Genomic DNA, 14,124 nt, shown 5'->3' with positions numbered 1-14,124 from the left:
CCTCGTGCTGCGTCGGTTTTTTCAGCAGCCTCGTCCCCGCATAGGCGATAAAAGCAAAGGCTCACAGACAGGCGTGTAATTAGCGCTGTCTGTGAGCCTTTAATTTGTGTGTATGAACATTCATCGCATCATTCCCGACGCGGGGACGCGTCGCCCCCATTAGTGCTTGCGTTTGATGCTTGAGTGCGGTTAGGTCGTACTACTGCGTAGGCGTGCCTTACTCGTGCTTGATGTCGCTCATGGGGCCGTCGAACTGTGTGTGGACGGGGGTTTTGACTTGTTTGGCGTAGCGGCTCACGCTCAGTATCATGCCGATGTAGAAGCAGTTGATGAGTGTGGAGGTACCACCACGGCTGATGAGTGGCAGTGGCTGCCCTGTGACGGGGAAGAGGCCTACGGCTACTGCCATGTTGACCATGGCTTGGGTGACAAGCAGCAGTGTCAGGCCCATGACAAGGAAGGGGGGGAAGTTGCGCTCGCAACGGCTCGCTATGCGTCCGGCCCTGAACAGTAGTATGATGTAGAGGAATACTACGATGGCTGCGCCCCAAAGTCCCATTTCCTCGATGATGACAGCGTAGATGAAGTCGGAGAAGGCTTGGCTAAGAAAGTCGCGCTGCACGGAGTTGCCTGGCATTTTGCCTATGCCGTTGCTCGTGGCGATGGCTATGTTGGCATGGGCTACTTGTGCGCCTTTGTCTATGTCGTAGGTGGCGGGGTCGGCATCGCGCGCGTCTTCATCGCCGCCAAAGTGTGTCTCGATGCGCTCTTTCCACGTTTCGAAACGGTGGAGGAAGGGCACGTCAGACGACAGGTATACTAACACGCCCATCAGCACGCCCAAGAGGGTCATGACGCCCAACAGCTTGCCTAACTGCACCAGTGGCACGCGTCCTATGAACATCATGAGCAGCACCACGCCAAAGAGCAGACCAGCGGTTGAGAGGTTCTCGGTGAATATTAAGCCTACTATGGGCAGGGTAACCCACATGATTATTTTGAACGCTCGCTTGTCGGCACCGTTTTCACGCTGGGTGCGTGCCAATATGAGGGCTACGGTGATGATGAGGGAGCCTTTGGCTATTTCGGAGGGCTGGAACTGTATGAAGCCTAAGTTTATCCAGCGTGCCGCGTCGTTGGTGGCTGCGCCCGACAACAGGGTGATCATAAGTAGTAGCACCGAAAGGGGTATGGACAGTATGGGCAGTATCTTGAACATGCGGCATGGTATGCGGTGTACCAACAGTACGATGATGGTGCCGGCGCCTAAGAAGAGGGCTTGCTTGACAAGCGGCTCCCAAAAGCGGCCCGACTTGTACGATAGTGTGCTGGCGGCACTGTATACCTCGACAAGTGATATGACGCACAGGAAGAAGTAGACAATCCATATCACGCGGTCGCCCATGAACAGGGAGCCGAGACGCGTGGTTTCGCGTTCGACTTTCTCCTCAAACTTTGGCAGGGCGTGCGTTTGCGGTGTGGTGCTTTCGCTTTTGTCTTTTCTGGTAAAGAAACCCATGTTGTGTCCTTTCTTGTATTTAGCGTTCTGGCTTGGCTTGCATTGCTTGTTTGCTGCCAGGCAGGCTCTTTTGTTTCGTTACGTGTGTGGTTGGTGGCTTACTTTGCCTCGCCATACTGCTTGACCCATGCCTTGAACTGCTCGCCGCGGTCCTCCATGTTCTTGAACAGGTCGAAACTGGCGCAGCACGGGCTTAGCAACACGGTGTCGCCGGGCTGTGCCAGGGCTACGGCGTGCTCCATGCACTCGCGCATGGAGTGGGTGTCGGCCGTGGGCAGGCCTGTTGCGTCGAAATTGGCGTGCAGCTTGCTGTTGTCGGCACCCATATATACCAGCGCACGGCACTTTTGCTTGACAAATGGCATGATTTCGGCATAGTCGTTGCCTTTGTCCTTACCGCCCAATATCAGTACTACGGGGGTGGTCATGCTTTCGAGCGCGCAGTAGCAGGCGTCTACGTTGGTGGCTTTGGAGTCGTTGACAAAGTGTATGCCATTGACGGTGCCGGCCTTTTCGAGGCGGTGTTCCACCCCGGGGAAGTCTGACAGGCCCTGGCGTACAACTTCGGGGCTAACGCCGGCGGCCAGGCAGGCTATGGCGGCTGCCAGCGAGTTGCGCAGGTTGTGGCGGCCGGGCAATGAAAGCTGGCTGAGTGGCATTTCGAAGTGTACTGGTGCGTTGACTACGAATGTGCCGTTGGCCGCATAGCCGGCCGAACCGGGTTGCGCTTCGTCGGTAAAGCCGCACTTGGCGCTCGGGTCGCTGTATTTGGGCAGCTCGTTGGGCACGTGCTCGTCTTCCTTCCAATATACAAAGGTGTCGTCGGCCGTTTGGTTCTGCAGTATGCGCATCTTGGCGTCAACGTAGTTCTGCATCTTGAAGTCGTAGCGGTCGAGGTGGTCGGGGGTGATGTTGAGCAGCACGGCTACATTGGCCCGGAACTTGTACATGTTGTCGAGCTGGAATGACGACAACTCTATCACGTAGGTGCTATGGGGGGCTTCGGCTACTTGCAGTGCCAGACTGTGGCCTATGTTGCCTGCCAATCCGGCATCTATGCCGGCCTTGCGCATGATGTGGTAGATGAGTGATGTGGTGGTTGTCTTGCCGTTGCTGCCTGTGATGCATATCATGCGGGCGTCGGTGTAGCGGCCGGCAAACTCTATCTCGCTGAGTATGGGGGTGCCCTGTGCTATGAGCTTGGCCACCATGGGAGCTGTTTCGGGTATGCCGGGGCTTTTTACTACCTCGTCGGCCGACAGTATGTTGGCTTCGGTGTGGTGTCCTTCTTCCCAGGCTATGTGGTGGGCGTCGAGCATCGCTTTGTAGCGCGGCTTGATGCTGCCCATGTCTGACACAAATACTTCATACCCTTCTTTCTGGGCCAGGATGGCGGCTCCTACGCCGCTCTCGGCTGCTCCTAATACTACTAGTTTCATTTGTAAGTAGGTGTTCAAAATTATTTTATACAATCAGCAGGTGTCATTTTCACATTGAAAGCACATTCTCGAGACGCATCTGTCCCCTTCGGCCTCGGTCACATAGCCCGCTATGCTCCCTCACCCGAAGGGAACATATGCGCCCCGATAATGCACTTTCAATGTAAAAATAATTTTGAACACCTACTTATCTTGTTGTGTTATCTTATTTTCAATGTAATGATGGTGAGCGCGGCAAGTATGATGGTGGTTATCCAAAAGCGTATGGTGATCTTTGACTCGTGCCATGCTCCATGCGGCCACTTGCACAGATATTTGCACTCGGGGTCGAGCTGCGAGGGTAATACGCGGAAGTTGTCGTGAATGGGCGTGCGCTTGAATATGCGCTGCTTCACGCCTTTGCGCTTGCCGAGCTTGTACCATTCAACTTGCAGTATGACGCTGAGGCTCTCGAGCAGGAATATGCCGCACAGTATGGGTATGAGCAGCTCCTTGTGAATGATGATGGCCAACACGGCTATGATGCCGCCAATGGCGAGCGAACCGGTGTCGCCCATGAATATTTGTGCCGGGTAGGCGTTGTACCATAGAAAACCGATGAGCGCGCCTACTGTGGCACAGGTGAATATGACAAGCTCCTGCGACCCTGGTACATACATGATGTTGAGGTATGAGGCAAACTCTATGTGGCTTGACACGTAGGCCAGTATGCCAAGGGCTATGAATATAATGGCGGAGTTGCCCGCGGCCATACCGTCCATGCCGTCGTTGAGGTTGGCTCCGTTCGATACGGCTGTGATGACGAATATCGTGACAAGCACAAACACTATCCAACCGGCTTGTGTCTTGTACTTGCCGCAGAAGCTTACAAGCTCAGCGTAGTCGAAGTTGTTCTCCTTGACAAAGGGTATGGTTGTCTTGGTGCTCTTGACGGCTTGGCTCTTGTGCACGATTTCGGTAGTTTGGCCGTGCTGCTGCATTTCGATGTTCTCGCGTATGGTGGCATCGGGGCTGAGGTAGAGCGTGAGTCCGACAAACAGCCCGAGCAACACTTGCCCCACTATCTTGAAACGCCCGGGGAGGCCGTCCTTGTTCTTCTTGAATATCTTGATGTAGTCGTCTAAAAAGCCCAACAGGCCTAACCATACGGTGGTGACGAGCATCAGTATGAGGTAGATGTTGCGCAGACGGCCGAGCAACAGGCATGGTACAAGTATCGACACGATGATGATAATGCCGCCCATTGATGGCACGTTAATCTTTTGCACGCCAAAGGGGTCGATGCTGGCATCGCGCTGTGTCTCGCTGATGTTGTGGCGCTTCATCCACTTTATGAAGTACTCACCGAACCATGCCGATATGACAAGGGCCAGAATGAGGGCCAGGAGTGCACGGAATGATATGTAGGACCACATGCCCGAACCCGACACGCCGAACTGCTCGAGGAAACGGAAAAGGTAGTATAACATTGTTGCGAAATATTGGGTGTTGGTTGGTGGTTAGTTGATGCCAAAGGCTTTCTTTATCTCCTCGTGGTCGTCGAAGTGGTGCTTTACGCCCTTGATTTCTTGATAGGGCTCGTGGCCCTTGCCTGCTACGAGTATCACATCGCCGGGCTGGGCCAGCATGGTGGCTGTGCGTATGGCCTCACGACGGTCGACAATGCTGATGACCTTTTGTTTCTGCTCGTCGGTAAGGCCGGCAAGCATGTCGTTGATGATGTCCTGTGGCTCCTCAAAACGTGGGTTGTCGCTGGTGATAATTACACGGTCAGAACGGTTGGCTGCCTCCTGTGCCATGAGCGGGCGCTTGCCTTTGTCGCGGTTGCCGCCGGCGCCGCACACGGTGATGACTTTGCCCTTGCCGCGCACAATTTCGTTGATGGCGGTGAGCACGTTGACCAAGGCGTCGGGCGTGTGGGCATAGTCGACAATGGCACTGAAGCCCTTGGGCGAACGAATGGCCTCGAAACGTCCGTTGACGGGGTGCAGCGTTGACAGCACGCGCAGGGTGTCTTCGGGTGTCTTGCCCAGCATCAGTGCGGCACCATATACCGCCAGCAGGTTTGACACGTTGAAACGGCCGACAAAGCGCACGCTTACTTCGCGTCCGTCGATGTCGAGCAGCATGCCTTCGATGCTCTCCTCCAGAATGCGGCCTTTGTAGTCGGCTACGGTGCGGGTGGAGTAGGTGCGCACGGTGGCTTGTGTGTTCTGCACCATAATCATGCCGTTCTTGTCGTCGGCATTGGTTATGGCAAAGGCTCCCTTGGGCAGTCCGTCGAAGAAGGCTTTTTTGGCATTGCGATAGTTCTCAAACGTCTTGTGATAGTCGAGGTGGTCGCGTGTGAGATTGGTAAATATGCCGCCTACAAAGCGCAGACCGCCAATACGCTTTTGGTGTATGGCGTGTGACGAGCATTCCATAAAGGCGTATTCGCACCCCTCGTCGGCCATTTGTGCCAGGAGCTTGTTCAGAGTCACGGGGTCGGGAGTGGTGTGGTCGGCGGGTATGGCACGTCCGTCAATGTAGTTGCACACTGTTGAACACAGGCCGCATTTGTGGCCGAAGGCGCGGAACATGTTGTAGAGCACTGTGGCAATGGTTGTTTTGCCGTTGGTGCCTGTTACGCCCACCAGCTTGAGTTTGGTGGTGGGGTCGCCGTAGAATTGTGTGGCCACTTTGCCCACAGCATCTTCGGTGTCGGCCACTTGCACGTACGTCACACTATCGGGGGTGTCGGCTGGTATGGGTTCGCTTACCAATACTGCCGCAGCACCTTGCTCTATGGCTTTGGGTATGTAAAGGTGACCGTCAGCTTGCGTGCCCTTTACGGCTACGAACAGGTCGCCGGTTGCCACTTTTCTTGAGTCAATATTAACACCTGTTATTTCACGTTGCAGATCGCCCTTTGCGGCTACAACTGTTACTTTTTTCAGTGCGTCTGATAGTTTCATTGTAGTGTCTATGTAGATATATGTTGTTGACTATGTTGTTTGCTTCTTAGCTTGCTTGGCATGCTTTTTGCAAAAGACTTACGGCTTTAGTCTGCCGGCTTATGCTTTTTGCTGGTGTTTGCACTCTTTGTGGTGCCCCTCTTGCTTTCCTTTTTGTCTGAAGAAGTTGCGGACGGCTTGGCCTTCTTGTTGTCGGCCCTTTTGTCTCTCTTCTTTTGGGCAGATGTTGTCGATTGCTTGGGCTCTATAGCCGGTTGCTTTTTGGGCTTAGACTGTGTCGCTTGCTTTTTCTTTTCCTGCTCAGCCTGGTTCTGCTTGGCCTTTTCAGCCTTTCGCTCCTGCATCTTTTGCTGCTGCGCTTGCTCAGTCTGCTGGTACTTCTTTTCGTCAGCGGCTGTGGGCGTCAGTTCGGAGTCTTCAGGCTCGTTGGGCTGCGCCTTGGCCTGCTCGGCATTTTGCTGTGTCGTGTCGCGTTCGGCAGCCGGTATATCCTCGGGGTCGCCAAGTATGATTTCGATTTGCTGGCCGCGCTTAAAATGGTAGCCGGGCTGCATGTTTTGTTGCGTTACACGTCCTATGCCGCGCACTTTGACTTTGAGTCCGAGCTTTTCGAGGCGGAACAAGGCGTCGCGCAAACCATAGCCGCGCACATCGGGCACAATGTTGCCCTTCACCTCTTCAACCACGTTCATGTTAAGCCCTTGACTCGTGGTGTTGCAGTGGCCCCAGGTGAGTGGTGCGTCCTCGGTGTTGACGGGCGAAGTGAACTTGATGCCGAGCTGTTCGAGTACAGACTGTGCGGCTGTCAGACTGCCGGCACTCACCACCGGGTTGAGGCAGTTGTTGGAGTCGCGTGCGGCAGTGTAGTCGTCCGACCTGCGTTGTGCCATCACAGTTTCGGCCACGCGCTTGAACACTGGTGCGCACATGCCGCCGCCCGAAGCTGGGGCGCCCTTTTGTATGCACACAATGCACGAGTAAAGCGGTTTTTCAGACGGGAAATAGCCTGCAAACGACACAAGATATTGTGAGGCAAAGCCGCTTTTGGTCCATACCTGTGCGGTACCCGTTTTGCCTGACACGTGGAAGTAGGGTGAACCGGCTTTTTTGCCAAGTCCCACGCTCACCACGCTTTCAAGGCAGTCTTGTATGTTCTTCACCGCTTCGGCCTTGGCCATGTGTTCGCGCAGCACCACTACGGGGTACTCCTTGACCACCTCGCCGTTGTGCAGAATGGCCTTAACCAGACGTGGCCGCAATAGTTTGCCGTTGTTGGCAATGCCGTTGTAGAAGTTGACTGTGGTGATAGGCGGAATTTGAGTTTCGTAGCCGATGCTCATCCATGGCAGAGCCGTTTTCGACCAGTTCGATCCGTCAGCCTTTGGCATGCGGATACGGGGTTTGGCATAGCCCGGAATAGGTATCTTCAAGTCTTCGGCTACACCAATGCGGTAGATACCCTCAACAAATTTGCGAGGATTGTCGTGGTAGGCGCGGTCGATGAGTGTACTTACGCCCACGTTGAGCGATTTTTGCAGAATTTGTGGCACAGTTACCACACCGCTGCCGCCCGAGCGCCAGTTGGCATCGCGCATTTTGCGGCCGTACATCTCTTTAATACCGCAGCCCACGTCCACTATATCTGTCATGTGTATGTAGCCATCGTCCATGCCGACAAGGAACGACATGGGTTTGAACACCGACCCTGGCTCGTACAGGTTCTTTACAGCATCGGCATTTATTTCCTGATAGCTGCCGTCGGCCATGCGGCGCAGACTTGTCATGGCTTTAATGTCGCCGGTGCCCACCTCCATCAGTATGCACACGCCCGAGTTGGCGTCGATCTCGGTAAGCTTGTCCGAGAGAGCTTTTTCGCAGATGTCCTGCATGCCTACGTTGAGTGTGGTCATCACGTCGTAGCCGTCTATGGCGGGTTTGTCTATGATGGTAAGGTAGCGGTTGAGCACCTTTTGGCGGTGTGCCGACCCCTTCTCGCCACGCAGAATAGAGTCAAAGCTCAACTCAAGTCCTGTGCGCGGTTTGCCGTCGGTCTTGTACAGGTCGCCAATAGTGCGTGCTGCCAGGTGGCCGAACGGGTTCTTGCGCATTTTGAACTCTTCGGTATGAAAGCCGCCCACATTGGCCGACATCTTGAACAAAGGCAACTGCTTGAGTTGTCGGTAGGTAATATACGATACACGCTTTTTATATAGCAGCCAGTGGTGGCTCTCCTTCTCGCGGCCTTTCAATAGCAATTCCTTAAACTCTGCGGGGTCTATGTCGGGCAATATACGGTGTACGCCCGTGCAGATAGAGTCCATTTTGGCGTGCAGCAAACTGTCGCGGTTAAATTGCTCTTTGGCGCGTCGTTTGGGGTCCTTCTCCCACGACATGAAATCCATGTATAGCTTGTACTCGGGCAATGAGGCTGCCAGCACCTCACCGTCGTCGGCCAGAATGTTGCCGCGCGTGGGTATGACTTCCTCATTCTCCTTGATAAAGCGGTCGTTCACCTGTTCCCAAAAGTTCTTCTCTACCGTCATGATGTAGATGGCCTTTCCTAATATGGAAAGACCTGCCAGCACCAACACTGATCCTATGACAGCGTAGCGCTTAGTAACTTGCTTGACGGGGAAATTCATTTCAACTTGTTTGTAGTGAGAGGAGAGTGTTACAAAGAATGTTTATGCCTATTATACAATATATTGTATGTGCGTTGTAGCGTATAGCCTATTCGTCCACCTTCAAGTTAAACGATGGCGTGTTGGCCGTTTGCAGTGTGGTGTCGGTCAGAGCCCCCTCAATGCAGCTTCGTCGCGTTTTCTCTTTGAGTTGGCTCGATCGGGTCAGCGCCTTATATCGGCGGTCGAGCAGCGTGTCGGTCAGCATTTTGCTCTGAATCATTTCCCGCTGGCACGAGTAGCGGTTGCTCACATACACAATAATCATGGCCACAACCATCACAATATACCAAAATTGGCGTCTGAACCAGCGTCCACCCAATATGTCGCCGCCCAATATCGAGGCCAAGGTAATTTTGCTGCGCGACTCTCCTGCGGGCGTATCCTCGTCAGCAGTCAGTTCGCGCAGAGCTTGCAGGGCATTTTGTTCCTCGCGTTCAATTTCCTGTTCCTCAGAGTCAGGGCGCCTGTTGTCGGTAGCGGCTTCGGGCATATCGTTCTTGCTCATGTTCTGTTGTTATAGTCTTGATGGTAATGTGGTAGAGTCAGAGTTTTTCGGCAATGCGCAATTTGGCAGAGCGGCTTCGCGGATTTTCGGTCTGCTCCTGTGCCGAAGGCAAAAAGACCTTGTTGTTTATGGCCCGCCACGGCGTCAGCCTGCGGCCGTAAAAGTCCTGTTGCACCTTGCCGTCAATGCGTCCGGCGCGAATAAAGTTTTTCACCATACGGTCCTCAAGGGAGTGGTAGGTGAGCACGCTCAACCGTCCGCCCGGCCGCAGCACCTGCAACGCCGCTTCAAGCATCTCTTGTAGCGCCTCCATTTCGTGGTTAACCTCTATGCGCAGGGCTTGGAACACGCGCGCCAGGTCCTTTTTCTCCCTTTCGCGTGGCATGAGTGGCTTTACCACCTCAAGCAGGTCGTTAATGGTGCAAATAGCCTTTGCACTGCGTGCCTTGACAATGGTCGAAGCCAGCCGGCGGCTGTTTTTCATTTCGCCATATAGGTAAAACACGTTAGCCAGCCGCTCCTCGTCATATTTGTTCACCACATCGGCAGCGTTAGCACCAGCGCGTTCATTCATGCGCATGTCGAGGGGGGCATCAAAGCGGAACGAGAAACCGCGTTCCTCATCGTCAAAATGGTGGCTCGACACGCCAAGGTCGGCCAGTATGCCATCAACATGCTCCACATCGTAGTAGCGCATCCAGTTCTTCAGATACCTGAAATTGCTCCGCACAAAGGTAAAGCGCTTGTCGCCATCAGGTATGTTTTGCTCTGCATCGGCGTCTTGGTCAAAACTGTAGAGGTGGGCGTCATCGCTAAGCCTCCGCAATATTTCGCGGCTGTGTCCGCCTCCGCCAAAGGTCACATCTACATAGATGCCACCGGACTTAATGTTAAGCCCGTCCACTGTTTCGTTGAGTAAAACTGGTATATGATACACGCTGTATGGTGTTATATGGTTAAAGTTTTTAATATATTGCGGTGTGATCGTTGTCCATAAGGGGTGTTTTACCCATGATTTTGGCCAGCGACTCTGCATAATCGCTGTCGCTCATCAGCAGTTTGGCGCTCTGTGCCACGCTCCACACCTCAATGCGGTCGTCAACGCCCATAAAGCGCACTGTGCGGTCGGTGATGGCGCAAGCGTCAAGCATTTTGCGTGAAATCAAAAAGCGGCCGTTACCATCGAGCGTAAACACCTCCACATTGGCCAGAAACTGGCGGAAGAGCATAGCCTGCCGAGGGTCCCATCGGTTGAGTCTTGCACGCAACGCGTCTACCTCGGCATTCCACACCGCATAGGGATATATCACAAGACAAGGCTGATACACATCGCGTTTCAATACCAACCGTGGGTCTGACTCAGCAAGTTGCTTGCGGAAGTCAGACGGCAAAAACACGCGCCCTTTGGCATCGAGCTTGGCATCGATTGTACCTGTAAATCTCATCATATCTCCTAAGAATTTCCAAAAGTACGGATTTTCCCCCACTTTTCCCCACTTTTAAGACAACTTTTTTATAAATATTGTTTATCGTCAAGAGTGTTGTGGTGCTTACTTTATTGATAATCATGTATTATCGCTGCGTCAGTCTGTAACACTCCAAGGTGGGGCGCATTATGTGCGTTGCACCTTCTATAACTCGGTTGTAACGTGTAAATAAACCAAAAACGGTCATAAGGGTAAGCCTCAGTCCTGCCGAAAGATGTACCTTTGCACCTACTTATAATAACGACACATAATACGATGAGTCAGACTTCAACCAAAGTGGACATGCTCAATGGTCCTCTTTTTATGAAAATACTGATATTTGCCCTGCCGCTTGCTGCCAGCAGCTTGTTGCAACAGTTGTTCAATTCTGTCGATGTAGCCGTGGTCGGACGCTTTGCCAGCAGCAAAGCTTTGGCCGCAGTGGGCAGTAACGCACCCGTTATCAGTCTGCTAATCAACCTTTTTGTTGGCATATCGATGGGTGCCAATGTTGTGCTCTCCAATCACCTTGGTCAGCGCGACGACGAGGGTGTGCGACGCACCGTCAGCACCGTGTCATTGGTCAGCGTCGTCAGTGGTGTGCTGCTGATGCTTATCGGCATAGGCGTGTCGCGGCCCATACTCGAACTGATGGACACCCCGGCCGATGTGCTCGACATGGCCGTGCTCTACCTGCGTCTTTACTTTGTGGGCATTCCTTTCTTTCTTATATTCAATTTTGGAGCCGCCATCTTGCGCAGTGTGGGCGATACCCGCCGTCCGCTTTACATCTTGGTGGTGGCTGGTGTTATTAACACCGTGCTTAATCTCGTGTTGGTCATCTGCTTCGGCCTTGGTGTTGAGGGTGTGGCCATCGCCACAGCCATAGCCAATATGGTCAGTGCCGCATGTATAGTCGTGTTGCTGCGTCGTGAAAAGGGTGCATTGCAGTTGCAGTTCAACCACATGCGCATTTATGGCAAAGAGCTGCGCCGCATGCTGCAAATTGGCGTGCCGGCAGGTTTGCAAGGCATGGTATTCTCCTTGTCCAATGTGGTGGTGCAGAGTGCCATCAATGGCTACGGCTCTGCGGCCATAGCGGGCTCGGCTGCGGCTGTCAACTTTGAGTATTATTGCTACTACATCATCGTGGCTTGCAACGGTGCGGCCATATCGTTCATTGGTCAGAATTATGGTGCTGGCAAATACGACCGCGTGCGTCGCATCTTCCGCATCTGCATGTTGATGGGCCTTGTAGGTTGTTTCGCTGCCAACGCTCTGTTCACTTGGCAGAACCACTTCTTCCTCAGTTTCTTCACCGCCGACCCCGAAGTCATTCACTACGGAGCCATACGTATGCAGGGCGTCCTGCTATTTCAGTTCTTGGCCTGCAGCTACGAAATCTCGGGTTCTGCCTTGCGTGGCATGGGTGAGTCCATGTTGCCCACCATCATGACCGTGTTCGGCACCTGCGTGTTGCGCATGGTGTGGGTCTTTGTGGTGAGTCCGCATTACCATGGGTTCGCACAGTTGTTGCAAGTATACCCGTTGTCGTGGGTGCTCACAGGCGCCATGGTGCTTGTTGCCTATCATGTGCGTATGAAAAAGCTGTGCGCGGTCAGGGCTTGACAAGGCGATTTTGTAAGGACGAACAATGCGTGTTCTTTTCAAGGAAGTCAAAAGAAATTGCGTCGAGGTTTTGTAAAGCCATACGCAAGCGCTTTATAATGCTGTTGAGGCTCCTGTCATCGGCGTTTATTACAAAGGTTGTATTAAGTTGTTCTTGCCCCGCAGTGGTGGCAAACGTGTAGTAATTATCCTCATATACTGACACAAAATGAATACAACTTGCATAATTGTTGCATAACGACAAATTCGTCGACAAAAACCGTCGCTTTGTCTAAAAAGTTTGGAGCGAACGAAAATAAGCACTACATTTGCAAACGTAAAATGACAAAACAATGCGCAGCGCGTCACATCTGCCTGCCATTCAATATAAAGGTATTACAAGCTATAAGGTAATAGTGTTTTTTAGGTAAATGACGAGAGGCAGTGTTCGCCGTGAGGCGCATGCTGCTTCATTTTATACCCCATGGTTGTAGTCCGGACGTCACTTGTCCTTTTCCATACAAACCATACAAGCACCAACAAGGGCCCAATGCGATTGGCTCTTGTTGGTGCTTGTGCTTTGAGTTGTGGGCTACAGTGTGCTGTGTCAGTCGTTAGCCCTGGTATAATTATAATTGTTCACCTTGACGCAAGTAACGCCGTTTTGTATCGACACTTCTTCGTGTCCTTTGCGCGGTTTCCACACATTCGTGCCCTTAACACGTTTGCAAAGTACCGACTTGCTACTTGACGGAAAAATTTCGGCAAATGTAGAATCGGCACTATATATAAGGAATACCTGCTCGGGGCCGGCGTCAAAGCGTGTACCAGCCTCCCACAGTCTGACGCAACTGTGCAGGGCATAGCTCCATGTATATCCAGCTGAGCCAATACAGCCATGTTCATCGCGGTCGCTGCCTACCAAATTGCCTATCGAGGAATGGGCGCAGCTGCAGCAAACGATTGCAGCCAAAACAAAACCCAACAAATAGTTTTTGTGCTTCATTATATATATTATATATGTCGTGTGATTTACAAATTATGGCAAACTTACAAAAAAAATACAGAACGCGAGTATTCATCTCCCGCAAACTTACCCATATGCTTTTGTGCGTGCTTATCTTTACCCGTGGCTTGATGTCCATCATATATTCAATGGTGGTACAAGCGACAGTAAACTTTCACCGTATTTATACTGTCCGCGCCAATATCATGTCTGTGTCCTCCTGCAGTGGTGCACATTGCACGGCATCTCAGTGCTCCTATATGTAGAGAGTACTTTCTGTTCAGCCATTATCAATTATCACTCATCACACCCCGTCTTTTCACCCCCAAAATCCCCAAAAAACACTTGTGCCAGAGAGAGGAATCGGTCGGAGAAACAGAAAATCCGCTCCCTCATAACAGAAAATCCGCCCTCCCGTAACAGAAAAACCCGCTTTGCGTCAGCCTAATAACAATCCACCGCCCACCTTTCTCAGCGCCAGCCCTTGTGTCCCTTCCGGCCACGCGGACGTCAGTCCGTGGCCGCAGCCGCGCAGCGGCCTTATGTCCTTATGTTCTTATGTTCTTCTGTTTCCCGCGTTAGCGGCCAACCAAGTCCCGCTACGGCGTCAGCCCTTATGTTTCTTGAGGCCACCCGGACGATAGTCCGTGGCCGTCCGCCGCGCAGCGGCCTTATGTGTATCTTATGAAAACTTATGTTCTTATGTTCCCGCGGTAAGCGGCAAGCACAAACGTCAAATCTTCTGTCCTTATGTCCTTATGTTCTTCTGTCTCCCGCGTTAGCGGCCAACTAATCCCCGCTACGGCGAAAGTTCATCAGCCTGTTAGCACATCAACAAGCAGGCAAAGCGAACTTTTATGTTCTTCAGCACACTTTCGCAAAATATCCACCCCAAAACTTGGCATATACACAAGTAAGCCCTACATTTGCCCCGTTGGAC

General features: G+C 52.6%; 10 protein-coding genes. 1 reads left to right on the top strand and 9 read right to left on the bottom strand.

What is annotated here, in order from left to right:
* Positions 1 to 217: 217 nt before the first annotated feature.
* The 8 genes from BQ5453_RS00405 to BQ5453_RS00370 form a co-directional block, all read right to left on the bottom strand.
* Positions 218 to 1,405 carry an FtsW/RodA/SpoVE family cell cycle protein gene (locus BQ5453_RS00405; RefSeq protein ID WP_071121732.1) on the bottom strand — a complete coding sequence of 396 codons (1,188 nt, stop codon included), beginning with the start codon at positions 1,403 to 1,405 and terminating at the stop codon, positions 218 to 220.
* A gap of 212 nt (positions 1,406 to 1,617) precedes the next feature.
* A complete protein-coding gene (murD, locus tag BQ5453_RS00400; RefSeq protein WP_071121670.1) occupies positions 1,618 to 2,958 on the bottom strand; it encodes a UDP-N-acetylmuramoyl-L-alanine--D-glutamate ligase in 1,341 nt (446 codons plus the stop codon).
* A 200-nt stretch (positions 2,959 to 3,158) separates the two neighbouring features.
* Positions 3,159 to 4,427 (bottom strand): phospho-N-acetylmuramoyl-pentapeptide-transferase, encoded by a 1,269-nt coding sequence (gene mraY / locus BQ5453_RS00395; protein WP_022102282.1) that lies wholly within the window; start codon positions 4,425 to 4,427, stop codon positions 3,159 to 3,161.
* 30 nt (positions 4,428 to 4,457) lie between these two features.
* Positions 4,458 to 5,915: a UDP-N-acetylmuramoyl-L-alanyl-D-glutamate--2,6-diaminopimelate ligase gene (locus tag BQ5453_RS00390; protein WP_071121669.1), complete on the bottom strand. Its 1,458-nt coding sequence runs from the start codon at positions 5,913 to 5,915 to the stop codon at positions 4,458 to 4,460.
* Between the two features lie 86 nt (positions 5,916 to 6,001).
* Positions 6,002 to 8,557 (bottom strand): penicillin-binding transpeptidase domain-containing protein, encoded by a 2,556-nt coding sequence (locus tag BQ5453_RS00385; RefSeq protein ID WP_071121668.1) that lies wholly within the window; start codon positions 8,555 to 8,557, stop codon positions 6,002 to 6,004.
* An 88-nt stretch (positions 8,558 to 8,645) separates the two neighbouring features.
* Entirely contained in the window at positions 8,646 to 9,104 is a 459-nt protein-coding gene (locus BQ5453_RS00380) for an FtsL-like putative cell division protein (RefSeq protein ID WP_083361064.1), read from the bottom strand.
* A 37-nt stretch (positions 9,105 to 9,141) separates the two neighbouring features.
* Entirely contained in the window at positions 9,142 to 10,041 is a 900-nt protein-coding gene (gene rsmH / locus BQ5453_RS00375; protein WP_235860001.1) for a 16S rRNA (cytosine(1402)-N(4))-methyltransferase RsmH, read from the bottom strand.
* Between the two features lie 28 nt (positions 10,042 to 10,069).
* On the bottom strand, positions 10,070 to 10,549 hold the full coding sequence (locus tag BQ5453_RS00370) for a division/cell wall cluster transcriptional repressor MraZ (RefSeq protein ID WP_074027630.1): 480 nt from the start codon (positions 10,547 to 10,549) through the stop codon (positions 10,070 to 10,072).
* A gap of 345 nt (positions 10,550 to 10,894) precedes the next feature.
* Here BQ5453_RS00370 and BQ5453_RS00365 point away from each other — a divergent pair, with 345 nt between their 5' ends.
* The gene (locus BQ5453_RS00365) at positions 10,895 to 12,199 is read left to right on the top strand and encodes an MATE family efflux transporter (protein ID WP_235860000.1); all 1,305 of its coding nucleotides are present in this window, start codon (positions 10,895 to 10,897) and stop codon (positions 12,197 to 12,199) included.
* A 586-nt stretch (positions 12,200 to 12,785) separates the two neighbouring features.
* Here BQ5453_RS00365 and BQ5453_RS00355 read toward each other — a convergent pair.
* The gene (locus BQ5453_RS00355) at positions 12,786 to 13,184 is read right to left on the bottom strand and encodes a hypothetical protein (protein ID WP_071121664.1); all 399 of its coding nucleotides are present in this window, start codon (positions 13,182 to 13,184) and stop codon (positions 12,786 to 12,788) included.
* Positions 13,185 to 14,124: the final 940 nt, after the last annotated feature.

Origin of the sequence: Prevotellamassilia timonensis, from assembly GCF_900106785.1 — a bacterium.
In the GTDB taxonomy this organism is placed as follows: Bacteria; Bacteroidota; Bacteroidia; order Bacteroidales; family Bacteroidaceae; genus Alloprevotella; species Alloprevotella timonensis.
The sequence above is the reverse complement of the archived record's forward strand: the minus strand, read 5'-3'. Positions and strand labels throughout refer to the sequence as shown.

Excerpts from the sequence above, each read along its gene's own strand:
- BQ5453_RS00405 (WP_071121732.1), bottom strand. The coding sequence starts at position 1,405 with ATGGGCGACCGCGTGATATGGATTGTCTACTTCTTCCTGTGCGTCATA.
- murD (WP_071121670.1), bottom strand. The coding sequence starts at position 2,958 with ATGAAACTAGTAGTATTAGGAGCAGCCGAGAGCGGCGTAGGAGCCGCC.
- mraY (WP_022102282.1), bottom strand. The coding sequence starts at position 4,427 with ATGTTATACTACCTTTTCCGTTTCCTCGAGCAGTTCGGCGTGTCGGGT.
- BQ5453_RS00390 (WP_071121669.1), bottom strand. The coding sequence starts at position 5,915 with ATGAAACTATCAGACGCACTGAAAAAAGTAACAGTTGTAGCCGCAAAG.
- BQ5453_RS00385 (WP_071121668.1), bottom strand. The coding sequence starts at position 8,557 with ATGAATTTCCCCGTCAAGCAAGTTACTAAGCGCTACGCTGTCATAGGA.
- BQ5453_RS00380 (WP_083361064.1), bottom strand. The coding sequence starts at position 9,104 with ATGAGCAAGAACGATATGCCCGAAGCCGCTACCGACAACAGGCGCCCT.
- BQ5453_RS00370 (WP_074027630.1), bottom strand. The coding sequence starts at position 10,549 with ATGAGATTTACAGGTACAATCGATGCCAAGCTCGATGCCAAAGGGCGC.
- BQ5453_RS00365 (WP_235860000.1), top strand. The coding sequence starts at position 10,895 with ATGAAAATACTGATATTTGCCCTGCCGCTTGCTGCCAGCAGCTTGTTG.
- BQ5453_RS00355 (WP_071121664.1), bottom strand. The coding sequence starts at position 13,184 with ATGAAGCACAAAAACTATTTGTTGGGTTTTGTTTTGGCTGCAATCGTT.